The sequence below is a fragment of the Vibrio sp. CB1-14 genome (assembly GCF_040412085.2).
Taxonomy (GTDB): domain Bacteria; phylum Pseudomonadota; class Gammaproteobacteria; order Enterobacterales; family Vibrionaceae; genus Vibrio; species Vibrio chaetopteri.
This window is the reverse complement of record NZ_CP115920.1, coordinates 2,658,561-2,681,371: the sequence shown is the minus strand read 5'-3', so window position 1 is coordinate 2,681,371 and position 22,811 is coordinate 2,658,561. Positions and strand designations below refer to the sequence as shown.

Below are 22,811 nucleotides of genomic sequence, written 5' to 3'. Positions count from 1 at the left end.
TAGTTTGGTGAATAATGGGCCCGATAGGGATGTCATCTGGCATGGATATCAATTCCATGGTGAGCAAAATCGTCGATGCGGAGCGCATACCAAAGCAGCAACGTATTGATTTTGAACGCGTAAAAATTGATACCAGTATCAGTGCCTATGGACGGCTCCGAGAATCACTCGATACGATGAAAAACCTGATGGCAAATTTTCGTCAGGAAAAAGCGTTTGCACTGCGAAGTGTAAACAGCACTGAAGAAAATATTGTCACAGCCACAGCGACCACAGATGCGATCGCTGGCAAATACGCTGTCGATGTCTTGCAGCTTGCACAAAGCCACAAAATTGCCTCAGATGTCATCCCTGATGACACGCGATTTGGGACGGGTAAGCTGCAAATTTCCCTTGGCGACGAGCAATTCGATTTATCCCTTCGTAAAAATTCCAGACTCACTGATGTGGTGAGAGCCATCAATGGCGCCAGTGACAACCCCGGCGTTCGAGCCTCAATCATCAAAGACCGTAATGGACCAAGGCTCATTGCTGCCTCTGATCAATCTGGTGCTGAGAAGGCGCTCACGATTGGCGTTGAAGCTGAGCCAGGTAATGATCTGTTCCGTTTTGAGTTCAAAACCATAGAACAGCGCGTGCGCGATCTCGAACAAGCGCAAGCAGAAGCGTTAAGTGTACTTGGCTTGCCGCCACAAGACGGTGAACAAGAGCAAGCTGTAGGTGAGGCTCAAGAGTCTCTGCCAGGTGAAGAAACCGGCGATGGTCAAACCGTTGATGGGAAAGCGGCTGAAGACACGCAAAGTGTTGAGCAGGCAGCGCAAGAAGGCGAAGCCAATCCCGAAAGCCCTCAGGAGGCAAATTCTGGCCGCCCTGAAGATACCATTCCTGGTTGGACCGAAACGGCGTCTGGCACCCTAATGGATTCCTATCAAGCTCCAGAACCTGAGCTTGATGAAAAAGCGATTGAAAAATCGAAACAAGTCCCGGGTTGGTCGAACACCGCCTCTGGTACCTTAACCGACTCTTACGTCACCCCTGAAGAGGCGCAAGCCAAACTCGAAGATGAGCTTGCCGCTGAGAAAGCGGCGATCGTGAAGGCCGTGGCCGATGGCGATATGACGGAAGAAGAGGCCAAAAAACTAGAGCGCGAAAAACTGTCGCCAGAAGAGCGCGAACGGTTAGAAAAAGTCGAGGCAATCCAGTCAGAACTCGCTGAAGCTCAACGTTCAATGCAAATTTACATGGGGATGTCTGAAGTCCAATCTGCGCAAGATTCGGTCGTCCTTCTTGATGGTGTTGCTGAGCTCTCTAGCCACAACAATGTCATTGAAGATGCGATTGAAGGTGTCGACTTAACCTTAAAAGGTACCACCAAACCTGGCGAGCGAGCGGCCGAAATCGGCGTTGAGTACGATAGAGATAGTGTGCGTGCCGACATCGAACAGTTCGTCAATGCTTACAACCAGTTCTTCCAAGTCTCTCAGGATTTATCCAAAGTTGACCCGACCACGGGAAGAGCAGGGCCACTCGCGGGTGACAGTATCGTACGTAGCGCCGATTCCAGGCTAAAAAGCGTATTTTCAAGCAGTGTCGAAGGCGCACCAAAAGATCTGCAATCCCTCACTGAGTTCGGTATCACCACGACACGGGAAGGGCGTCTTGAAATTAACTATCAACTGCTTGATAAGCAGCTCAATAATAACTTTGGCAATTTAGGTGATTTCTTTGGTGGTAATAACGGTTTTGCCAAGAAGGTCGAAGATGCGATTCATAGCATGACGGGAATGACCGGCTCTATCCGTACTCGAGAGAAGAGTTTATCGGAGCAAAACTATCGCCTCAATGACGACCAAACCTCGCTAGACAGGCGTATGGAAGGCATTGAAAAGCGAACCCAAGACAAGTTCGCCGCGATGCAAGATGCGACCGGAAAAATGCAGGCGCAGCTTGCTGGCATGATGAATGCTCTATCATAATATTTATCCGTATGGAGTTAATTAAATGCTTGTTTTCAATGAGTTAAGTGATTTAGATCACCGTTTATTATCTCTGATAGAAAATATTGACCCAGAGACTGAAGAAATTCATCAGTTGGTCGATAAAAGAGAACAGTTAATCAAAACCATTATTGATGTCTGCAAAAGGAATCCGAACCTGCAGCAAAGTGCTCAGTGGCAGCATGTGGTCGAGTCGACTCGCCATATTGCCCAGCTGATGGAATCAAAAACGGAACAACTGGGACAGTCGTTAAGAAAATACCGACACGGTAAACGTTCCTTACAGCAGTACAAAAAATTTATTTGAGAGGATAGTGATGCGTGGTTCATTGCAAGCATACAAGAAAGTTTCTGTAGACAGTCAGTTGACGGCTGCCTCACCGCACAAAGTTATCCAAATGCTTATGGGTGGTGCTATTGAAAGGCTAATCCAAGCAAAAGCAGCGATGGAGCAAGGCAACATTCCTGTAAAAGGTGAGCGTATTGGTAAAGCTCTCGACATCATTATTGCCCTGCGTAGCTGCCTTTCTATGGACGATGGTGGCGATATCGCTAAAAACTTAGATCAATTGTACGAATTCATGATCGGTCAGATTACCGAGGCAAACCATGAAAACAACCCGCAGCCAATTGATGACGTAATTGAGATCATCCGTGAAATCAAGTCAGCGTGGGACCAAATCCCTTCTAACTATCACAACCTAACTGCTCAAGAAGTAGGTATTTAAGCGGAATAAACCTCTTAAACTGGCGGTGTGTCAGTTGCCTTCTTATATTAATGCCAATAGAATAGACGCCATTCTTAGCCTGATGGCGCTTTTTTTGTACCTAAGCATCTGTTTTATAAAACTCTTATGACGTTTATAAAGCGCATTTGTCGCACGAATTATGCGGCTGTGTGCAGATGAATAGGTTGACTTACCAAGGCATTATTCCTGACACATGCAAGACTTAGCTAAACTTCTTGTTATTGCTGACGACTCGCAAGTGCGCAATAACCTTCAGACTATCCTTGAGTTTGTAGGTGAGCACTGCGTTGCAATTTCATCGAGCGACATCAATCAAATTGATTGGACTCAGACCTGGTCTGGGTGCATCGTTGGTGCACTGCAAAGCGCGACCCTCTCCAACGCCTTGCTGGCTCAGCTTGCTGTGTCAAATCACATCCCACTCCTTGTCACTAGTGAGTTTACGGGCGCAGTTGAATCACTGACCAGTTTTGTTGGTGAACTTGAATTCCCGCTCAATTACCCGCAGCTCAGCGATGCTTTGCGTCATTGCCGCGAGTTTTTGGGGCGTAAAGGCGTACAAGTCCCATCCGCGACGCGCAAGAATACCCTGTTTCGCAGCCTAGTTGGCCAAAGCTCTGGTATCCAAGAGGTTCGCCATCTAATTGAGCAAGTCTCTGGTTCAGAAGCGAATGTGCTGATTTTAGGTGAATCGGGTACTGGTAAAGAAGTGGTGGCGCGCAATATTCACTATCATTCCAGTCGTCGCAAAGGCCCGTTTGTACCGGTTAACTGTGGTGCAATCCCACCAGATCTGCTGGAGAGTGAACTGTTTGGCCACGAGAAAGGGGCGTTTACTGGCGCAATCACTGCACGTAAAGGGCGCTTTGAGCTCGCTGAAGGCGGCACTCTATTTCTCGATGAAATTGGCGATATGCCAATGCCAATGCAAGTGAAGCTTCTGCGTGTACTTCAAGAGCGAGTATTTGAACGTGTTGGCGGTACATCAGTGATCAAGGCTAATGTTCGCATTGTAGCGGCGACGCACCGCGATCTTGAAACCATGATTCAAGAGACTCAGTTCCGAGAAGATCTCTACTATCGCCTAAATGTGTTCCCAATTGAGATGCCATCACTTCGTGAGCGCAAAGACGATATTCCACTGCTACTTCAAGAGCTTCTAGCACGCATGGAAGCGGAAGGTGGTCAACCAATCTGCTTTGCACCGCGCTCAATTAACTCATTGATGGAGCACGATTGGCCCGGCAATGTTCGTGAACTCGCTAACCTAGTAGAGCGTATGGTGATCCTGTATCCAAACAGCCTAGTTGATGTAAACCATCTTCCGGTGAAGTATCGCTACAGTGACATCCCGGAATTCCAACCAGAGATGAATACACTCAAGACCATCGAAGAGCAGGAGCGAGACGCACTGGATAGTATCTTCTCAGATGACTTCTCTTTTGATGATGAACCTGAGTTTGACTCACAACATGCGCCTCAGTCACTGCCTCCAGAAGGTGTGAACCTGAAAGAGATGCTGGCAGATCTTGAAGTTAATATGATTAACCAAGCGCTGGATGCGCAAGATGGCATCGTTGCTCGTGCTGCTGATATGCTGGGTATGCGCCGTACCACCCTAGTTGAGAAAATGCGTAAGTACGCCATTCATCGCTAGGTGTTCATCGCTTTCTCTTCACCACAGACAGAGTAAATTTGACGCAGCTCACGCTTGAAAATTGACGACAAATAATTGACGCCATTAAGTGTCTGAAAAACAACAAATATAGCTCGGCATGTCTTTTGCATGGTCGGGCTATAGTCTTTTATGGGCTTACGTATTTCTACGAGCAGTATTAATGGAAGGAAAGCCTCGTACATGAATCAGATGGTCAACGAAACCTCGCAGTCTGAACCTGAATCCAGTTCGCACTTAGATTCTCTTGAGTCACAAGTTGAGCGTTATCAGCAAGTCATTGAAGCGATGCCCGCCGGTGTGATTTTGCTCGATAGCCAAGGGGTAGTGCGTGAAGCGAATCCAGAAGCACACCGCATTCTCGAGATCCCGCTAGTGGGTCAAAAGTGGTTTCATCTTATTCAAGTCGTATTCGACCCAAAAGAAGATGACGGGCATGAGGTATCTTTGCGTAATGGCCGCAAAGTACGTTTGGCTATTTCAGCGTCATCGACTGGGCAACTGATCCTGATTACCGATTTGACGGAAACTCGTTTATTGCAATCACGGGTCAGTGATTTGCAGCGACTGTCGTCATTGGGGCGCATGGTGGCTTCATTGGCACACCAGGTTCGCACGCCGCTATCGAGTGCAATGCTATATGCATCAAACTTAGCCGCACCGAACCTTCCACAAGCGACGCGCGAGCGTTTTCAAGTCAAATTGGTCGATAGACTGCATGATCTCGAAAAGCAGGTTAACGACATGCTACTGTTCGCTAAGGGCGGCGACAACAAGGTGATTAAGCCATTTACTATTGGTGATTTGGTTGCCGAATATCAGCCTATGGTCGAGACAACGCTTAAAAGCAATCAAATCGACTACTGCTTGGAAGTCGAACAAGAACAGACACCGCTGTTAGGCAACGTGAACGCGCTAGCGTCAGCACTGAGTAATCTAGTGCTTAACGCGGTGCAAATTGCAGGCAAGGGCTCTCAGGTCGATGTTTTCTTTAGACCGGTAAATAACGAGTTGAAAATCTCGGTACAAGACAGCGGCCCTGGTATACCGAAAGAGCTACAACAAAAAATCATGGAACCATTTTTCACCACACGCTCTCAAGGCACGGGTCTTGGACTTGCTGTGGTGCAAATGGTGTGTCGTGCCCACGAGGGACGATTGGAATTAATATCAGAAGAGAATGATGGTGCTTGTTTTACCATGTGCTTGCCACTGGCAAAAACACCGTCGGATCAAGAAGTAACGGACGAAGGACATAACTGATGGCTCAGAGCAAAGTATTGATCGTTGAAGATGATGAAGGTCTTCGCGAAGCATTAGTCGATACGCTGGCGCTTGCTGGCTATGAATGGGTTGAAGCGGATTGCGCGGAAGATGCGTTAGTGAAACTAAAAACGCAACCTGTAGACATAGTGGTTTCTGACGTTCAGATGGCTGGCATGGGTGGTTTGGCGCTGCTTCGCAATATCAAGCAGCACTGGCCGAATCTGCCTGTTCTTCTAATGACGGCATACGCCAACATTGAAGATGCCGTAGCAGCAATGAAAGAAGGTGCTATCGACTACATGGCGAAGCCATTTGCCCCTGAAGTTCTGCTCAATATGGTTAGCCGTTACGCACCCGTTAAGTCGGACGACAATGGCGACGCTGTGGTAGCGGATGCGAAAAGTATTCAGTTGTTGACACTCGCGGAAAAAGTGGCCAAAACCGATGCCAGCGTGATGGTGCTGGGTCCAAGCGGCTCAGGTAAAGAAGTGATGTCTCGTTACATTCACAACAAGTCACTGCGTGCTGATGGTCCCTTTGTTGCGATTAACTGTGCAGCCATCCCAGACAACATGCTAGAAGCAACGCTGTTTGGTTACGAAAAAGGTGCCTTTACCGGTGCCATCCAAGCTTGTCCGGGCAAGTTTGAACAGGCGCAGGGCGGCACTATTTTGCTTGATGAAATCAGTGAAATGGATCTTAATCTGCAAGCAAAACTGCTGCGTGTTCTGCAAGAACGCGAAGTAGAGCGTCTTGGAAGCCGTAAAAGTATCGCTCTTGATGTTCGTGTTCTAGCAACCAGTAACCGTGACCTCAAACAGTACGTTCAAGAAGGCAACTTCCGTGAAGACTTGTATTACCGTCTTAACGTGTTCCCAATTGCGTGGCCTGCGCTGCGCGAGCGTACGGGTGACATCGCGCCTCTCGCTCGCCACTTAACGGAGCGTCACTGTAAGAAATTAGGTATGCCGGTGCCAGAGTTTACTGAACAAGCTTTGGCGAAACTGCAAAGCTACCCTTGGCCTGGCAACGTACGTGAGCTCGACAACGTGGTGCAGCGCGCTCTGATTCTTTGTGATCAAAGCCAAGTTGCGGCTGAGCATATTTTGCTTGAAGGCGTGGATTGGCAAGATGCATCGAGCCTACAAATAGCAGTATCCGACCCAGTATCCATCGCTACTCCAATGGTTGCTCCGGTAGCCGAAGTCGAGTCTGAACTGGCTCGTCCGGTGGCGAGTGGTGAAGGACTTGGCGGCGAGCTTCGTGACCAAGAGTTTGCGATTATCTTAGACACATTAAAAGAGTGTGAAGGTCGTCGCAAAGAGATGTCAGAGAAGCTGGGCATCAGCCCACGCACTTTACGCTACAAGCTCGCTAAAATGCGCGATGCGGGAATTGAGATCCCTAGCTAAACGTCATAATTTATTTGACCTCGGAGCTGGTCAGCATCGGGGAAAGCGTGGCATAATTTTTGCTGTTTTATTTCAATCAACCAGAAAAATCAGATTTTAGAAAGGAAACTGTCAATTTATTGACAGGAGATGGTACAGCATGAAAGTTGACGGACTAAACCATGAAATGCAGGCGATGATGTTTGAAGCCTCAAACGCAAAGCCGACAGCGACCGCCCATCAAGTGGGTGCCAACTTTGGCGACATGTTGTCCCAAGCAGTGAATAACGTAAATGGTCTCCAAAAAACCTCTGGTGATCTACAAACTCGTTTTGACCGTGGTGACGCAGATGTCTCATTGTCAGACGTCATGATTGCTCGCAACAAGTCGAGTGTCGCTTTCGAAGCAACCATCCAAGTGAGAAATAAGCTCGTCGAAGCCTATAAAGAACTCATGAATATGCCCGTGTAATCTAGGTAATAATAAGTGGCTCAAGATAACCAGTCGACCGACGTCGCAGTCATGGACAGTGGTGCGGATACCGCAATGGTCTCCAGCACAGACATCGCAAGCGATAGTCAAAATCCTGACATTAATGAAAAAAGCAGCTCCAAGTTTGATTTGGCCGTCGGCGATCTCGATCTGCTACGACAAATTGTACTGGTGCTGTCTATCTCAATCTGTGTCGCTTTGATTGTGATGCTATTTTTCTGGGTCAAAGAGCCCGAAATGCGCCCGCTTGGGGTATACGAAACCGAAGAATTGATCCCGGTTCTCGATTACCTAGATCAGAAAAAAGTCGCCTATAAGCTTAGTGGCAACTCTTTGAGCGTACCTGCAAGCGAATACAACAGCCTCAAACTCGATATGGTGCGTGCCGGACTTAACCGCTCGTCGAACGCTGGTGACGATATCTTGATGCAAGATATGGGGTTTGGTGTGTCTCAGCGTCTTGAGCAAGAGCGCCTCAAACTCAGCCGTGAAAGGCAGCTTGCTAAAGCCATCGAACAAATGAAGCAAGTGCGCACCGCGCGCATACTGCTCGCACTGCCAAAACAAAGCGTGTTTGTTCGCCATAACCAAGAAGCGTCTGCTTCGGTATTTTTGACATTGGCGATGGGGGCGTCTCTCAAACAGCAAGAAGTCGATTCTGTGGTCGATATGGTAGCGAGTGCTGTACCTGGTATGAAGCCATCACGCATTACCGTTACTGATCAGCATGGCCGTCTTCTTAACTCAGGGTCTCAAGATGCGACGTCAATGGTAAGACGCAAAGAGCAAGAGCTTGAGCGTAACCAAGAACAAGCATTGCGTGAGAAAATTGATTCAGTCCTTATCCCAATTTTGGGATTGGGCAACTACACCGCTCAAGTAGATATCGAACTCGACTTTAGTGCTGTAGAGCAAACGCGCAAGCGTTTCGATCCTAATACCCCAGCTACACGAAGCGAATACACGCTAGAAGATTATAACAACGGCAATGTGGTTGCCGGTGTGCCAGGTGCGCTGAGCAATCAACCGCCCGCCGATGCGTCGATTCCGACTGATGTGGCGCAGATGAAAGATGGTTCTGTGATGGGGCAAGGCTCAGTACATAAAGAAGCCACGCGCAACTTTGAACTCGATACCACCATTAGCCATGAGCGTAAACAAACAGGTGTTGTTAACCGCCAAACCGTTGCGGTTGCCATCAAAAACCGCGCGAAAGTCAATCCCGATACCGGTGAAGTGACCTACGAGCCGCGCTCTGAAAGTGAGCTAGCAGCACTGCGTCAAATTCTCGTGGGTGCGGTAGGCTTTAGTGAAAATCGTGGTGACTTATTGAATGTTCTTAGTATGACCTTCGAAGAGCCAGCAGCTGAGCTTCTGCCAGATGTGCCAATTTGGGAGCATCCAAACTTCAATGATTGGATCCGCTGGTTCGCAAGTGCGCTCGTTATCGTGGTTGTCGTGATGGTGCTCATCCGTCCTGCGATGAAGAAACTGCTTAACCCTGCCGCAGCAGAAGAAGACGAGCAGTTATACGGCCCTGATGGTCTACCGCTTGGTGCGGATGGAGAAACTAGCTTGATTGGCACCGATATCGACGGCAGTGAACTGTTTGAATTTAGCTCCGGCATTGATTTGCCGAACCTACATAAAGATGAAGACGTGTTGAAAGCGGTGCGTGCACTGGTGGCCAACGAACCTGAACTGGCTGCGCAAGTAGTGAAAAACTGGATGGCTGAGAACTAATGGCAAACGATATTGTAGCGGCCAATGGTGGCCAAATAGTGGAATCTAGCGTTGATATTTCCTCGATTGGTGGCGATGAAAAAGCGGCTATTTTGCTGCTGAGTCTGAATGAATCTGACGCGGCGAGTATTATTCGCCACCTTGAGCCTAAGCAGGTTCAACGTGTTGGTAGCGCAATGGCGAAGGCAACTGACCTGAGCCAGGATAAAGTCGGCGTTGTACACCGCGCATTTTTGGAAGACATTCAGAAATACACCAACATCGGTATGGGCAGTGAAGACTTCATGCGTAATGCACTGGTTGCTGCACTCGGTGAAGACAAAGCTAACAACCTGGTTGATCAAATCTTGCTGGGTACCGGTTCAAAAGGTCTCGATTCATTGAAATGGATGGATCCACGCCAAGTGGCGAGCATCATTCATAACGAACACCCACAGATCCAAACCATTGTGCTTTCTTATTTAGAAGCAGACCAATCAGCCGAAATCTTGTCACAGTTCCCTGAACGTGTTCGCCTTGATTTGATGATGCGTATTGCCAACCTCGAAGAAGTTCAGCCGTCTGCATTGGCAGAGCTAAACGAAATCATGGAGAAACAGTTCGCAGGTCAAGCCGGCGCTCAAGCGGCCAAGATTGGCGGCTTGAAGGCAGCGGCCGAGATCATGAACTACCTAGACAACAACGTCGAAGGTATCCTCATGGATCAAATCCGCGACCAAGACGAAGACATGGCGACCCAGATTCAAGACCTCATGTTTGTGTTTGAAAACCTGATCGAAGTTGACGATCAAGGTATTCAGAAGCTGCTTAGAGACGTTCCACAAGATGTGTTGCAACGTGCACTGAAAGGTGCCGATGAAGGTCTGAAAGAGAAGATCTTCAACAATATGTCGAAACGTGCTGCTGATATGATGCGTGAAGACATCGAAGCGATGCCGCCAGTGCGTGTCGCGGATGTGGAAGCAGCGCAAAAAGAAGTGCTGACCATTGCAAGGCGTATGGCCGACAACGGAGAGCTCATGCTGTCCGGTGGCGCAGACGAGTTCTTGTAATCCCAGTTAAAGGAAGGTTTGCCGATGTCTGGTGATCGAAAACGCGGCTTTTTACGCCCATCTGAAGATAACACTGTAGAGCAAGCTCACTCATGGGGCTTGCCTGATTACACCTCTCAAGTGACTCAAGAAGCCAGAGAAACGGCGCTTAACTACGACCCAAGCTGGACTCCACGTGAAGAGGCCGCTCAGGAAGAAGAGCCGTTGATGCTCACCGAGGAACAAATCGAGCAAATCAAACAAGGCGCTTACCAAGATGGTCTTTTCCAAGGCCAAGAAGCAGGCTTTAAGCAAGGTTACGACAAAGGCAAAGAGGAAGGTCTTGCTGCCGGTCATAGCGAGGGTTTAGAGCTGGGTAAAGCGGAAGGCGTTGCAGCAGGTGAAGAGTACATCAAACAGCAAGTCGACACCTTCATGGAGTTAGCCAATCAATTCGCTAACCCGCTTGAGCTAATGAACAACCAAGTTGAAAAGCAGCTGGTGGACATGGTGCTGGCACTGACCAAAGAAGTGGTGCATGTCGAAGTTCAAACCAACCCACAGATCATCCTTGATACCATCAAGCAGTCTGTGGAAGCTCTGCCTATCTTAGGTCATGCGATCACCTTAAAACTCAACCCAATTGATGTTGATATCGTGCGTGCCGCTTATGGTGATGATGAGCTAAACATTCGCAATTGGACATTGGCCGTTGAGCCGTCGCTCAATCGCGGTGATATGTACATTGAAGCGGGCGATTCTAGCGTGAGTTACAAACTGGAAGATCGCGTTAAAAACGTTCTGCAAAGCTTTTGCGGTGCCAATCGCCACCAAGGGGGCGAGTAATGCAGCCGCTGGCTCAGCGACTGGCCAACTATAAGCTCGAAGGCCATAAATCCAGGGCGACTGCGTCAGGAAAACTGGTTCGTGTGGTGGGCTTAACGCTCGAAGCGATCGGTTGTAAAGCGCCTATCGGCAGTCTATGTAAAGTGGAAACCATGCATGGTGATATGGACGCCGAAGTGGTTGGCTTTTCGGGCGAACATCTCTATCTAATGCCAAGTGAGCAAATCACGGGCGTATTGCCGGGGGCAAAAGTGACCCCAATGGCGTCAGAAACGGGTTTGCCTGTTGGAATGGAGCTCCTTGGTCGCGTCATTGATGGCGTGGGTAATCCACTCGATGGCCTTGGCGACATCTACACGGAAAAGCGCGCTTCATTTAATGCTGAGCCTATCAACCCATTGGCTCGAAAGCCAATCACGGAACCTTTGGATGTTGGTCTTAAAGCCATCAATGGTCTTTTAACCGTAGGTAAAGGTCAGCGTATTGGTTTATTTGCCGGCTCCGGCGTGGGTAAGTCGGTGACGCTTGGCATGATGACTCGCGGCACGACTGCACAGGTGGTTGTGGTGGGTCTCATTGGTGAACGTGGCCGCGAAGTTAAAGAGTTCATAGAAGAGATTTTAGGTACCGAGGGACGTCAGCGCTCAGTAGTGGTGGCCGCTCCTGCTGATGCTTCACCGCTGATGCGCCTGAAAGGCTGTCAAACGGCTTTGACCATTGCAGAGTATTTTCGCGATCAAGGTTTAGATGTATTGCTGCTCATGGACTCGCTAACCCGTTTTGCCCAAGCGCAGCGTGAAATTGCCCTCTCTGTTGGTGAGCCGCCAGCGACTAAAGGCTATCCGCCATCGGTGTTCGCTAAACTGCCCGCCTTGGTCGAGCGTGCCGGTAATGGTGACGTCAATCAGGGCTCGATTACGGCATTTTTCACGGTACTCACGGAAGGGGATGACCTACAAGATCCGATTGCCGATGCTTCGCGAGCCATTCTAGACGGCCATATTGTGCTATCGCGTGAAATGGCGGATGCCGGTCACTACCCAGCTATTGATGTCGAAAGATCGGTGAGTCGTGTCATGCCACAAATTACCGATGATCAGCATGTCCTGATGTCCAAAGCCGTGCGACAAATTCTGTCCGTTTGCCGTAAAAATCAAGATTTGGTATCGATTGGTGCCTATAAGCCGGGAACCGATCCGGCCATCGATAGCGCGTTCACATTGAAGCCAAAACTCGACCAATACTTACAACAAAGTATGCGAGAAAGCGTGCCTTACGATATGTGCCTTGGCATGTTGAAACAGCTTCTGTCCGTAGAGTCGTAATTGTATGGAAAACGCCCTAGAGTTTTTGCTTGAGCAAGCGAAAGATAACGAACAACAAGCCGTGCTGGCACTAAACAAAGCTCGCACTGAGCTTGAAGGATACTATCAGCAAGTTCAACAAATCGAGCAGTACCGACTCGATTATTGCAACCAGTTGGTCGCTCGCGGACAAGAGGGATTAACGGCTAGCCAATATGGACACCTCAATCGCTTCCTCACTCAGTTAGATGAAACACTTACTAAGCAAAAATCAGCCGAAGGGCATTTTAAGCAGCAAGTGGATGACTGTGAAGAGTATTGGCACAACACTCGCAAACAGCGCCAGTCTTACGAGTGGTTGATTGAGAAAAAAGCCAAAGAGAAAGCTCAGCTCGAAGCGAAGCGCGATCAAAAGCAAATGGATGAATTCTCCAATTTGTTGTTCGCCCGTCGTCGCCAGGCACGTTAATTTCCCTACCTAGACTTTCTGGCCTCCACTTTCCGACGAAACTAGGCATGATACTCGGTATAAAAATTGCATCGACCTGCCTAGAGAATATGGGCGGCAAGTTTCCGCCGAGTCAGCAACCTTTTTAAATAACGGGCGTAAATGGAATGAGTCTGTCGATTTCAAATAACAGCGTATCGAGTAGCGTGCTACCAAAGAGTGAAGGGAAAACTTCAGTCTCTGAGAGTGATGCGGCCGAAAGCCCGGGATTTTGGGATAAGTTCAAAGACGCGCTATCTCCAGAAAAGTCTGAAGCTGATCAAAAGGTTGAGGGCAGTGTAGCCAAATCAAAGACCAGCTCTCAGTCAACAGATGCCATGCTGGAAGATGCGGCAACGCAGACGAAATCCAGTAAAGAAGACTCCTCTGATGAAGAGGTATCTGATGTAAAAGCGGCAAAGACGGATAAGGTTGAGAGTGCTGCGAAGGGTGAAGACTCAGACTCGCCTGTCAAAAAAATGACAGATCAGGCAGCGCTGGCGGGTGCTACTCAAATTAACGCTGAAGAGTCCGCGGATTTAGCCGCAGCCAAGACTTCATCAGAAAACAAGGCTTCAGTAGACCAGCCTGGCAACAATGCGACGAAAACTGGCGCAGATGCCGAGAAAGCCATGTCTGAAAATGCAGAACTGCTTTCGCGTCTAGACGAATCCAATAAAGCCCTAAAAAATCCCGTTGATGGTGAAACTGAGAAAGTTGCAGGCGCAGTAGCAGCAGGCGTTGTCGCCGCCGAGCAAGCGCAGCCTTCATCGCAGCCTTCTTCGCAGACAGCGGAACAAATAACCTCTTCGCTAACTGGCGATAAGACAGAGCTAGCCAGTAAACAGGCTCAAGGTTCGAATACAGTACTCGCGGCATCAGCGGCGGGTGCCCACGCTTCTGACGGTAAATTGACGCAAGCCTCTGAAGCTAAAACTACGCTCGCCGCTGAAGGCGAGGGCAAGCCGCAAGCAAACATTGCTTGGAGTAAATCCGACGCGGAACTTGCCGCCAAATCAGAAGCGAAAGCAGCACTTACCGGTACTGCTTTGGCAGCGGATAAAATGCCGCCTGCAGCAACGTCTCAGGCTGGCACACTTTCTGCTGGCGCTGCTCCTCAAGCTCAGGCGCAAGTTAGTGCACAAGTCAGTTCGGTTCAAATACCGGTTCAAGGTGCTCAAGCCGCCAGCCAACCCGCTGGTGAAATGGCCGCTGCCGCAGCGATGATGACGGGTGGTAAAGAGCTTGGTGGTACCGATGCAACCAAAGCAGGTTCGCCGATGGGCACGCAAGTGGCTGGGGCGAATATCAATGGAATTAAAGGCGCTAATAAAACTCAAAATCCGGCGGGTTTGGGTAATGACACCGCGCTACAAGCAACAGGCGCATTAACGGCGACCCAGCAATTGCGTGCTGAGCAGCAGACGCCGGCCGCCTCTGCGGTTCAATCACCAATGGTACTGACAAAAGAAAATGCCAGTGATCAGGTTGCTGAGCGTGTACAAATGATGATGTCGAAGAACTTAAAGCACGTCGATATTCGTCTTGATCCACCTGAGTTAGGACGCATGCAAATTCGCATGAGCCTTAACAACGATTCGGCAACGGTGCACTTTACCGTTCAAAACCAGCAGACTCGCGATATGGTTGACCAGGCGATGCCAAGGCTGCGTGAAATGTTGTCACAGCAAGGCATTCAGTTGGCGGACACGTCCGTACAGCAGCAAGGTCAGCAGCAACGCCATGCGTCAAACGGGTCTGGTACGGGCGGCTCTGGGAATAGCGCATCAAATGGCAGCGGTGACGTAGACAGTGTTGAAAATGGCACGAGCGTTGAAGTCGCAGTAAAACAGAATAAAGATGGCATAAGTTACTATGCATAAGGTAAAAATTACGATGCATAAGGTAAAAATTACGATGCATAAAGTAGAAGTGACTATGTCTAAAACAAAGTAACGCAGTAGTTGAAGAGTTATGGCTGAAGAAAGTTTACAACCCGCAAAAAACAACAGCAAAAAGATGCTGATTATTATTGTTGCCGCTGTCGTGGTACTACTTGGTGTAGGAGGTGGCGCATACTGGATTTTGAGCTCAGATGACACAGTGAGCGCATCATCGCCTACCCAAAGTGCTTCTGGAGGTGCTGCGGTACCTGTTGACCCGATTTCTTATGTCAATCTCGCCCAGCCATTTGTGTTTAATGCATCTGGCAAGCAGCGCGATCGTATGGTGCAGATCAAAGTTCAGCTTATGGTGCGTGGCTTAGATAACGAGAGTCAAGCGCGTTACCATTCACCATTAATTGAAAGCACTCTGCTTTCAACGTTTGCCTCTGCGACGGTAGAGCAACTGCGCAGTTCGACAGGTCGTGTCGAGCTTCGTGATCAGGCGACCACTGATGTTCAAGCAAGCCTCAGCCAAGTAGTAGGTTCGCCAGTGGTTGAGCGTGTGTTATTTACCGATTTTGTAATCCAATAGGTGCATTGTGACCGATTTATTAAGCCAAGATGAGATTGATGCGCTACTGCACGGTGTGGACGACGTTGATGAGGTAGAGGACGACCTGGGTCAGGATCCAGCTGATGTCGTCCATTTTGACTTCTCATCCCAAGACCGCATTGTTCGCGGTCGTATGCCAACGCTTGAGCTGATTAACGAGCGCTTTGCGCGCCACATGCGCATCAGCTTGTTTAACATGTTACGCAAAACAGCCGAAGTGTCGATTAACGGCGTTCAGATGATGAAATTTGGTGAGTACCAAAACACTCTGTACGTTCCGACTAGCTTAAACATGGTGAGATTCCGTCCACTAAAAGGTACGGCACTGATCACGATGGAAGCACGCTTGGTATTTATCTTAGTTGAGAACTTTTTCGGTGGAGACGGCCGTTTCCACGCCAAGATTGAAGGTCGTGAGTTTACGCCAACCGAGCGCCGTATCATTCAGCTGTTAATGAAAACGGTGTTCGAGGACTACAAAGAAGCGTGGTCGCCGGTGATGGGCGTTGAGTTTGAGTACTTAGACTCAGAAGTTAACCCGAGTATGGCGAACATCGTCAGTCCAACCGAGGTTATTGTGGTGAGTTCTTTCCACATTGAAGTCGATGGTGGTGGCGGTGACTTCCACGTTGTCATGCCTTATTCCATGGTGGAACCCATTCGTGAACTGCTCGATGCGGGTGTCCAATCCGACAAGATGGAAACCGACGTACGCTGGAGCAGCGCGCTGCGTGAAGAAATCATGGATGTTCCGGTTAACTTTCGCGTCAACTTATTAGAGAAAGATGTGTCGCTGCGCGATCTTATGGAGCTGCAAGCAGGCGATATTATCCCAATCGAGATGCCTGAGAACGCCACTATGTTTGTCGAAGATTTGCCAACCTTCCGAGTGAAGATGGGGCGCACTGGCGAGAAAGTCGCAGTGCAAGTGTCGGAGAAAATTCGCCGACCAGATGTAGTGAAAACTGACCTAGCTTTCCTTGGTAAAGACATCATGGCAGAGCTTGAGCACGTTGAAGGCTTAGACCAAGAATAATCAAACTGCGCAGGCGCGCGGTGCAACAGAATAACAGAAGTAGAGATAACCAATGACAATCAGTGATGACCAAAAATTAGCGGACGAGTGGGCAGCGGCACTGGGTGAAGATCCAATGGCGCCTGATGTAGATGTGGATGAAGTTCTGGCGGCGCCACTGGATGAGCTAGAAGATTCACCTGCACCAATTACTGATGATGAGCGTCGTAAGCTCGACACCATTATGGACATTCCGGTCACTATTTCGATGGAAGTAGGGCGCTCGCAGATCAGTATTCGTAACCTGCTACAACTTAACCAAGGTTCGGTGGTTGAACTTGACCGTATTGCAGGTGAGTCGCTCGATGTCATGGTCAACGGCACCTTGATTGCCCACGGCGAAGTGGTTGTGGTAAACGATAAGTTTGGTATTCGTTTAACGGACGTGATCAGTCAAACAGAGCGCATTAAGAAGTTGCGCTAATCAAATTTTGTGAATGGAATTAGGCTGATGACATTGAATCGATATTGGTTGTCCACGATAGGGGCGGCGCTGTTTATGACTTCTGGAATCGCGAATGCCGCGGCAGAAGTTTCAGCTAACGGCGGTTCGCCGTTTGATTTTGCTGCCACGCTTGGCTCACTCGTATTAGTGATTGCTGTGATCTTGGGTTTGGCATGGGTGTTAAAACGCATGAAAGTGCCCTCTTTGGTCAATCAGCAAGGGCTTAAGATTGTTCGCCAAATCCCTGTTGGTACCAAAGAGCGCATCGCGATCGTAGAAGCGGGTGAAGAGCAGTTTTTAGTGGGTATTACCTCACAATCGATTCAACTTATCTCAAAGCTTGAGAAGCCGCTTGAAGAGAGTGAAGTCTCTCAACCTGCATTTGCTAGTCAGTTGTCGAAAATCATGAAAAAGCAGACTCACAATGACTAACTCTATTCGACTTGTTGTTGTTTGTTTATTGCTGATTGCTGCGCCACTGTTTTCTGTTGGTGTGAGTGCTGCTGAAGAAGAGTTAGCAACGCCTATCTCAAGCTCTGCTGCTCCAAGTAGCAGCGTTACCGTCAGCGAAATGCGCAGCGACCGAGGCGCAGCCGGTGCAACCACATCCAGTGCCTTTGGCACGGGGCCTGGCATTCCAGCATTTACTATGACGACTAATCCAGACGGCAGTGAAGACTATTCGGTCAACCTGCAAATATTGGCACTGATGACCATGCTAGGCTTCTTGCCTGCCATGGTAATTTTGATGACCTCCTTCACCCGAATTGTTGTGGTGATGTCCATCTTGCGCCAAGCAATGGGTTTGCAGCAAACGCCGTCCAATCAGGTGATCATTGGTATTGCCATATTCTTGACCTTTTTTATTATGTCCCCGGTGCTCAATCAGGTGAACGAGCAAGCTGTGCAGCCCTACCTCAATGAGCAGATCAGTGCCAAGCAAGCCTTTGAACAAGCACAAGCGCCCATCAAAGACTTTATGCTAAAGCAAACGCGCGTCAAAGATTTGGAGACCTTTGTTGAAATGTCTGGCTCAACCGCACAGAACCCAGAAGACGTCTCTATGGCGGTGCTTATCCCGGCCTTTATTACCTCGGAGCTGAAAACAGCCTTCCAAATTGGCTTTATGCTGTTTTTGCCATTTCTTATCATTGATTTGGTCGTGGCGTCCATTTTGATGGCAATGGGTATGATGATGCTGTCACCGATGATTGTATCCTTGCCGTTTAAACTGATGTTGTTCGTGCTGGTGGATGGATGGAATCTGATTCTTTCCACCTTGGCCGGCAGTTTCGCCTTGTAGCTGGAGTAGCATTATGACTCCTGAGATGTTTGTCGAACTGTTTAGAGATGCGCTGTGGCTGGTATTGCTGCTGGTTTGTGCCATCGTAGTGCCGAGCCTTTTAGTCGGTCTTGTTGTGGCTATCTTTCAAGCCGCGACTTCGATTAACGAGCAGACGTTAAGTTTTTTGCCAAGATTGATTGTCACTATTTTGGCACTGATGGCGTTTGCCCATTGGGGCACGCAGATGATGATGGAGTTTTTTTATGAAATCATCGAGCGTCTCCCATTGGTACTATGGTAAGCCCGCATGGAATACCCAGCGAGTGACGTCCTTGATTGGCTAACCAACTTCTTTTGGCCTTATGTGCGTATTTCCGCCATGTTGATGGTGATGTCCGTTACTGGGGCGAACTTTGTATCACCTCGCATTCGATTGTTCTTAGGGCTTGCGCTGACGCTGGCGGTGTCACCTTCGATACCAGCCATTCCTCAAACCATTGAGTTGTTGTCGTTTCAAGGTTTCCTCACTGTTGCTGAGCAAATACTTATCGGTACTGCGATGGGCATGGTGACGGTATTTATGGTGCAGACCTTTGTTATGCTCGGCCAGATATTAGGTATGCAATCGAGCCTAGGTTTTGCTTCTATGGTTGACCCTGCGAACGGTCAAAATACGCCGGTGTTAGGTCAGCTATTTCTATTTCTCACTACCATGTTTTTCCTTGCGACCGATGGCCATCTTAAGATGATTCAACTGGTGGTGATGAGTTTTAAGACCTTGCCAGTGGGCTCGGGACATCTGTCCAGCGCGGATTTTCGCGAAATGGCTGGGTGGCTAGGCATCATGTTTCAGACCGCATTGAGTATGGCGCTGGCCGGTATTATCGCGCTTTTAACGGTCAACCTGTCTTTTGGTGTTATGACTCGTGCAGCGCCACAACTTAACATCTTCTCGCTCGGTTTTGCGTTTGCGCTACTTATCGGTTTGATGATCTGTTGGTACATTATGGCGGGGCTGTATAGTCACTATCAGCTCTATTGGTTACAAGTAGAAGGTCAGGTGTGTCGCTTGATCGATCTCGCGTGCTAGGGGAGGGCTGATCATGGCAGAATCCGACGGCCAAGAACGTACCGAAGACGCCACCCCCCAGCGGCTTAAACAAGCTCGCGAAAAGGGACAGGTGGCGCGATCCAAAGAACTAGCATCGGTGTCCGTACTGATTGTTGGCTCGCTGTCACTGATGATGTTTGGCGAAGGGTTAGCGCGCGCATTGTTTAGTTCAATGTCGCGGTTATTCACCTTAACCCGAGAAGAAATCTACGACTCCACCAAACTCTTTGATGTTGTGCTCGGTGCACTGTCGAGCTTGCTGCTACCACTGACACTTATCTTGGTTGTGTTGTTCGTTGCTGCGCTTGTCGGCGCCGCGGGCGTCGGGGGCATTAGTTTTTCGGCGGAAGCAGCGATGCCAAAGCTGTCGAAAATGAACCCACTTAGCGGTGTGAAGCGAATGCTTGGGATGCAAAGTTGGGTGGAGCTTATCAAGTCGATTTTAAAAGTCGCGCTCGTTGCCGGGATGGCGTTTTATTTGGTTAACGCCTCGCGAGCGGACTTATTCCAGCTCAGTATGGAGGTCTATCCCCAGAACATCTTCCACGCGCTGGATATCTTGCTTAACTTTATTTTGCTGATAAGTACGACGTTGCTCATTGTGGTAGCGATAGATATCCCGTTTCAGATCTGGCAGCACGCCAACCAACTGAAAATGACCAAGCAAGAAGTGAAAGACGAATACAAAGATACCGAGGGTAAACCTGAGGTGAAAGGGCGTATTCGTATGTTGCAACGGGAAGCCGCTCAACGGCGCATGATGGCAGAAGTACCTCAAGCTGATGTGATTGTGACTAACCCTGAGCACTTTTCCGTAGCGCTTCGCTATAAACAAGGCCAAGACAAAGCGCCAATTGTGGTCGCAAAAGGTGTGGATCACATGGCGCTGAAGATCCGTGAAGTGGCGAGAGAGCACAATATTTATGTTATCCCGTCACCGCCATTAGCTCGCTCGCTTTATCACACCACAGAGCTGGAACAAGAAATCCCTGATGGACTGTTTGCTGCGGTGGCGCAAATTCTCGCTTATGTGTATCAGCTTAAGCAGTATCGCAAAAAGGGTGGACAGCGGCCTAAGCTGCAAAATGAGCAGGTCACTATCCCGAAAGATATGCGTTACTAATACGACTTTGTCATCGTGGGTGGCAAATTAGTGGTGTCAAAAAAATGGCGCGCGTTAGTGGCGTAATTCTTGCACATTAGTCTGTATTAAAAGAAACAACCCGAGTCTCCAAGGAAAGTGGAGACCAGCAGTGAACTATCCGTAATGAAATTGACGTTACCTTTTGCCGATAAGTTGCCGAACATTCCGCGTCGAGCGCTACCTGCTATCGGTGCACCGGTTATGGTGCTTGCCGCGCTTGCGATGATTGTATTGCCGATCCCGGCAATTCTGCTCGACTTGTTCTTCACCTTTAATATCGCATTGGCCATGGTGGTCTTGCTGGTATCGGTCTATACCCGTCGTCCTCTTGATTTTGCCGCATTCCCAACCGTACTGCTGATTGCTACTTTGTTGCGTTTAGCGCTAAACGTGGCGTCTACTCGTGTGGTTTTACTCTATGGTCATGAAGGGGGCAGCGCTGCCGGTAACGTAATTGAAGCGTTTGGTAACGTGGTTATCGGTGGTAACTACGCCGTGGGTCTCGTGGTGTTTATGATTTTGATGATCATTAACTTCATGGTGGTTACCAAAGGTGCGGGACGTATTTCCGAGGTAAGTGCTCGCTTTACCCTCGATGCCCTACCTGGTAAACAGATGGCGATTGATGCTGACCTTAACGCTGGTCTCATTGACCAAGACCAAGCACGCCTGCGCCGTTTCGAAGTGACCAAAGAGGCTGACTTCTACGGCTCGATGGATGGTGCATCCAAATTTGTTAAGGGCGATGCCATTGCAGGTATCTTGATCCTGTTTCTCAACATCGTTGGGGGTCTCAGCATTGGTATGATGCAGCACTCGCTCGGCTTTACCGAAGCCCTGCAAATCTACACGTTGCTGACCATTGGTGATGGTTTGGTTGCTCAAATCCCATCGCTACTACTTTCCATTGCTGCCGCCATCATGGTGACCCGTCAAAATACTGACGAAGACATGGGGGAGCAGGTTGTATTCCAGCTTTTTGATAACCCGAAAGCATTGACTATCACCGCCGGTATTTTGGGTGTGATGGGTATTGTGCCGGGTATGCCACACTTTGCGTTTCTACTTTTGGCTGCGTTGGCTGGTGGTGGCGCCTATTGGATGCACCGTAAACAGCAAGCTAAAGCGGATGAGAAGAACCTACCGGCGGAGGTGGGTGCCAACAGCAATGACCCGGCTGCGCCGCCAAAAGAGCTCTCTTGGGATGACGTTCAGCCCGTTGATGTGATTGGTCTTGAAGTGGGCTATCGTTTAATTCCACTAGTAGACAGAGACCAAGGTGGTGAATTGCTTGAACGTGTGAAGGGTGTTCGTAAAAAGCTTTCCCAAGACTTTGGTTTTCTCATTCCTGCGGTGCATATTCGCGATAACTTAGAGCTGACGCCTAACTCTTATCGCATTACCTTGATGGGGGTCGCTGTGGGAGAAGCCGAAATTCGTCCCGATCAGGAGCTCGCGATTAACCCTGGACAAGTTTATGGCCTGATTGATGGTGAGCAAACCATTGACCCTGCATTTGGGCTAGAAGCGGTGTGGATTCAAGAAGCGCAGCGAGAACACGCCCAGGCGCTTGGTTATACCGTCGTAGACTCATCCACAGTGCTTGCCACTCATTTGAGTCAGCTCTTGACCAACAACGCCGCTCAGCTATTAGGGCACGAAGAAGTGCAGAACCTTCTGGAAGTGCTTGGTCGCAGCGCTCCGAAGTTGGTGGAAGATTTTGTCCCAGAGCAATTGCCGCTGGGTACTGTGGTCAAGGTTCTACAGAACTTGCTGCATGAGGCGATTCCTATCCGTGATATCCGTACTATCGTCCAAACTTTGGCGGAATACTCCGGCAAGAGTCAAGAACCTGACGTATTGACGGCAGCGGTTCGTATCTCGCTGAAACGCCTGATTGTTCAGGAAATCAACGGCATAGAGCCAGAGCTTCCAGTGATTACCCTGATACCTGAGCTGGAACAAATTTTGCATCAAACTATGCAAGCGTCTGGCGGTGAATCCGCAGGCATTGAACCTGGATTAGCCGAAAGACTTCAAGCTTCGCTAACACAAGCGACTCAAGAGCAAGAGCTAAAAGGAGAGGCAGCTGTGCTGCTAACATCGGGTGTATTGCGTTCGACGCTCGCTAAATTCGTGAAAAATACCATTCCGAACTTGCGAGTCTTGTCTTACCAAGAAATCCCTGATGAGAAACAGATTAGAATCGTGCAGGCAGTAGGTAATTAACCTTAGTACTGGTCGCCGGTCTTAACACCGATGAGCCGGAC

Annotated in this window: 22 protein-coding genes; all 22 read left to right on the top strand. The window is 49.1% G+C overall.

Features of this window, described 5'->3' with window-relative positions; genetic code table 11:
- The first annotated feature begins 14 nt into the window (after positions 1 to 14).
- The 22 genes from fliD to flhA all read left to right on the top strand — a co-directional run bounded on the left by fliD (position 15) and on the right by flhA (position 22,770).
- A complete protein-coding gene (gene fliD / locus PG915_RS12095) occupies positions 15 to 1,976 on the top strand; it encodes a flagellar filament capping protein FliD (RefSeq protein WP_353496746.1) in 1,962 nt (653 codons plus the stop codon).
- 25 nt (positions 1,977 to 2,001) lie between these two features.
- Positions 2,002 to 2,304, top strand: coding sequence for a flagellar protein FliT (locus PG915_RS12090; protein WP_353496745.1), 303 nt, complete (start codon positions 2,002 to 2,004; stop codon positions 2,302 to 2,304).
- 10 nt (positions 2,305 to 2,314) lie between these two features.
- A complete protein-coding gene (fliS, locus tag PG915_RS12085) occupies positions 2,315 to 2,725 on the top strand; it encodes a flagellar export chaperone FliS (protein WP_353496744.1) in 411 nt (136 codons plus the stop codon).
- Between the two features lie 214 nt (positions 2,726 to 2,939).
- The gene (locus PG915_RS12080; protein WP_353496743.1) at positions 2,940 to 4,403 is read left to right on the top strand and encodes a sigma-54 dependent transcriptional regulator; all 1,464 of its coding nucleotides are present in this window, start codon (positions 2,940 to 2,942) and stop codon (positions 4,401 to 4,403) included.
- A gap of 210 nt (positions 4,404 to 4,613) precedes the next feature.
- A complete protein-coding gene (locus PG915_RS12075) occupies positions 4,614 to 5,684 on the top strand; it encodes a sensor histidine kinase (protein WP_353498718.1) in 1,071 nt (356 codons plus the stop codon).
- The gene (locus PG915_RS12070) at positions 5,684 to 7,099 is read left to right on the top strand and encodes a sigma-54-dependent transcriptional regulator (RefSeq protein ID WP_353496742.1); all 1,416 of its coding nucleotides are present in this window, start codon (positions 5,684 to 5,686) and stop codon (positions 7,097 to 7,099) included. Before PG915_RS12075 ends, PG915_RS12070 begins: the two co-directional genes overlap by 1 nt.
- Before the next feature lie 139 nt (positions 7,100 to 7,238).
- Entirely contained in the window at positions 7,239 to 7,550 is a 312-nt protein-coding gene (gene fliE, locus PG915_RS12065) for a flagellar hook-basal body complex protein FliE (RefSeq protein ID WP_353496741.1), read from the top strand.
- Positions 7,551 to 7,565: 15 nt separating this feature from the next.
- A complete protein-coding gene (gene fliF, locus PG915_RS12060) occupies positions 7,566 to 9,314 on the top strand; it encodes a flagellar basal-body MS-ring/collar protein FliF (protein WP_353496740.1) in 1,749 nt (582 codons plus the stop codon).
- Positions 9,314 to 10,366, top strand: a complete 1,053-nt coding sequence (fliG, locus tag PG915_RS12055) for a flagellar motor switch protein FliG (RefSeq protein ID WP_338164978.1) — start codon at positions 9,314 to 9,316, stop codon at positions 10,364 to 10,366. Before fliF ends, fliG begins: the two co-directional genes overlap by 1 nt.
- A gap of 24 nt (positions 10,367 to 10,390) precedes the next feature.
- The gene (gene fliH / locus PG915_RS12050; protein ID WP_353496739.1) at positions 10,391 to 11,191 is read left to right on the top strand and encodes a flagellar assembly protein FliH; all 801 of its coding nucleotides are present in this window, start codon (positions 10,391 to 10,393) and stop codon (positions 11,189 to 11,191) included.
- Positions 11,191 to 12,516 (top strand): flagellar protein export ATPase FliI, encoded by a 1,326-nt coding sequence (fliI, locus tag PG915_RS12045; RefSeq protein WP_353496738.1) that lies wholly within the window; start codon positions 11,191 to 11,193, stop codon positions 12,514 to 12,516. The genes fliH and fliI overlap by 1 nt, the downstream gene beginning before the upstream one ends.
- Positions 12,517 to 12,520: 4 nt before the next feature.
- A complete protein-coding gene (fliJ, locus tag PG915_RS12040) occupies positions 12,521 to 12,964 on the top strand; it encodes a flagellar export protein FliJ (RefSeq protein WP_112480503.1) in 444 nt (147 codons plus the stop codon).
- Between the two features lie 146 nt (positions 12,965 to 13,110).
- Complete coding sequence (locus tag PG915_RS12035; RefSeq protein ID WP_353496737.1) at positions 13,111 to 14,865, top strand: flagellar hook-length control protein FliK; 1,755 nt, start codon at positions 13,111 to 13,113, stop codon at positions 14,863 to 14,865.
- Between the two features lie 91 nt (positions 14,866 to 14,956).
- Positions 14,957 to 15,460 (top strand): flagellar basal body-associated protein FliL, encoded by a 504-nt coding sequence (gene fliL, locus PG915_RS12030; protein ID WP_353496736.1) that lies wholly within the window; start codon positions 14,957 to 14,959, stop codon positions 15,458 to 15,460.
- Positions 15,461 to 15,467: 7 nt separating this feature from the next.
- On the top strand, positions 15,468 to 16,517 hold the full coding sequence (fliM, locus tag PG915_RS12025; RefSeq protein WP_353496735.1) for a flagellar motor switch protein FliM: 1,050 nt from the start codon (positions 15,468 to 15,470) through the stop codon (positions 16,515 to 16,517).
- A 52-nt stretch (positions 16,518 to 16,569) separates the two neighbouring features.
- Positions 16,570 to 16,980, top strand: coding sequence for a flagellar motor switch protein FliN (gene fliN / locus PG915_RS12020; protein ID WP_042497033.1), 411 nt, complete (start codon positions 16,570 to 16,572; stop codon positions 16,978 to 16,980).
- Between the two features lie 27 nt (positions 16,981 to 17,007).
- Positions 17,008 to 17,433 (top strand): flagellar biosynthetic protein FliO, encoded by a 426-nt coding sequence (gene fliO, locus PG915_RS12015; protein ID WP_418642041.1) that lies wholly within the window; start codon positions 17,008 to 17,010, stop codon positions 17,431 to 17,433.
- The gene (gene fliP / locus PG915_RS12010; RefSeq protein WP_353496734.1) at positions 17,426 to 18,304 is read left to right on the top strand and encodes a flagellar type III secretion system pore protein FliP; all 879 of its coding nucleotides are present in this window, start codon (positions 17,426 to 17,428) and stop codon (positions 18,302 to 18,304) included. The genes fliO and fliP overlap by 8 nt, the downstream gene beginning before the upstream one ends.
- 13 nt (positions 18,305 to 18,317) lie before the next feature.
- Positions 18,318 to 18,587, top strand: coding sequence for a flagellar biosynthesis protein FliQ (gene fliQ, locus PG915_RS12005; protein ID WP_353496733.1), 270 nt, complete (start codon positions 18,318 to 18,320; stop codon positions 18,585 to 18,587).
- 6 nt (positions 18,588 to 18,593) lie between these two features.
- Complete coding sequence (gene fliR / locus PG915_RS12000) at positions 18,594 to 19,376, top strand: flagellar biosynthetic protein FliR (RefSeq protein WP_353496732.1); 783 nt, start codon at positions 18,594 to 18,596, stop codon at positions 19,374 to 19,376.
- Positions 19,377 to 19,389: 13 nt separating this feature from the next.
- The gene (gene flhB / locus PG915_RS11995) at positions 19,390 to 20,520 is read left to right on the top strand and encodes a flagellar biosynthesis protein FlhB (protein WP_353496731.1); all 1,131 of its coding nucleotides are present in this window, start codon (positions 19,390 to 19,392) and stop codon (positions 20,518 to 20,520) included.
- A gap of 144 nt (positions 20,521 to 20,664) precedes the next feature.
- Positions 20,665 to 22,770, top strand: a complete 2,106-nt coding sequence (gene flhA / locus PG915_RS11990) for a flagellar biosynthesis protein FlhA (protein WP_353496730.1) — start codon at positions 20,665 to 20,667, stop codon at positions 22,768 to 22,770.
- Positions 22,771 to 22,811 lie beyond the last annotated feature (41 nt).

Bases quoted from the DNA above. Each gene is read 5' to 3' on its own strand.
- fliD (WP_353496746.1), top strand. From the start codon at position 15: ATGGGCCCGATAGGGATGTCATCTGGCATGGATATCAATTCCATGGTG.
- fliI (WP_353496738.1), top strand. From the start codon at position 11,191: ATGCAGCCGCTGGCTCAGCGACTGGCCAACTATAAGCTCGAAGGCCAT.
- fliP (WP_353496734.1), top strand. From the start codon at position 17,426: ATGACTAACTCTATTCGACTTGTTGTTGTTTGTTTATTGCTGATTGCT.
- fliH (WP_353496739.1), top strand. From the start codon at position 10,391: ATGTCTGGTGATCGAAAACGCGGCTTTTTACGCCCATCTGAAGATAAC.
- PG915_RS12070 (WP_353496742.1), top strand. From the start codon at position 5,684: ATGGCTCAGAGCAAAGTATTGATCGTTGAAGATGATGAAGGTCTTCGC.
- flhB (WP_353496731.1), top strand. From the start codon at position 19,390: ATGGCAGAATCCGACGGCCAAGAACGTACCGAAGACGCCACCCCCCAG.
- fliJ (WP_112480503.1), top strand. From the start codon at position 12,521: ATGGAAAACGCCCTAGAGTTTTTGCTTGAGCAAGCGAAAGATAACGAA.
- flhA (WP_353496730.1), top strand. From the start codon at position 20,665: ATGAAATTGACGTTACCTTTTGCCGATAAGTTGCCGAACATTCCGCGT.
- fliQ (WP_353496733.1), top strand. From the start codon at position 18,318: ATGACTCCTGAGATGTTTGTCGAACTGTTTAGAGATGCGCTGTGGCTG.
- fliL (WP_353496736.1), top strand. From the start codon at position 14,957: ATGGCTGAAGAAAGTTTACAACCCGCAAAAAACAACAGCAAAAAGATG.
- fliN (WP_042497033.1), top strand. From the start codon at position 16,570: ATGACAATCAGTGATGACCAAAAATTAGCGGACGAGTGGGCAGCGGCA.
- PG915_RS12035 (WP_353496737.1), top strand. From the start codon at position 13,111: ATGAGTCTGTCGATTTCAAATAACAGCGTATCGAGTAGCGTGCTACCA.
- fliG (WP_338164978.1), top strand. From the start codon at position 9,314: ATGGCAAACGATATTGTAGCGGCCAATGGTGGCCAAATAGTGGAATCT.
- fliR (WP_353496732.1), top strand. From the start codon at position 18,594: ATGGAATACCCAGCGAGTGACGTCCTTGATTGGCTAACCAACTTCTTT.
- PG915_RS12090 (WP_353496745.1), top strand. From the start codon at position 2,002: ATGCTTGTTTTCAATGAGTTAAGTGATTTAGATCACCGTTTATTATCT.
- fliS (WP_353496744.1), top strand. From the start codon at position 2,315: ATGCGTGGTTCATTGCAAGCATACAAGAAAGTTTCTGTAGACAGTCAG.
- PG915_RS12075 (WP_353498718.1), top strand. From the start codon at position 4,614: ATGGTCAACGAAACCTCGCAGTCTGAACCTGAATCCAGTTCGCACTTA.
- PG915_RS12080 (WP_353496743.1), top strand. From the start codon at position 2,940: ATGCAAGACTTAGCTAAACTTCTTGTTATTGCTGACGACTCGCAAGTG.
- fliE (WP_353496741.1), top strand. From the start codon at position 7,239: ATGAAAGTTGACGGACTAAACCATGAAATGCAGGCGATGATGTTTGAA.
- fliO (WP_418642041.1), top strand. From the start codon at position 17,008: ATGACATTGAATCGATATTGGTTGTCCACGATAGGGGCGGCGCTGTTT.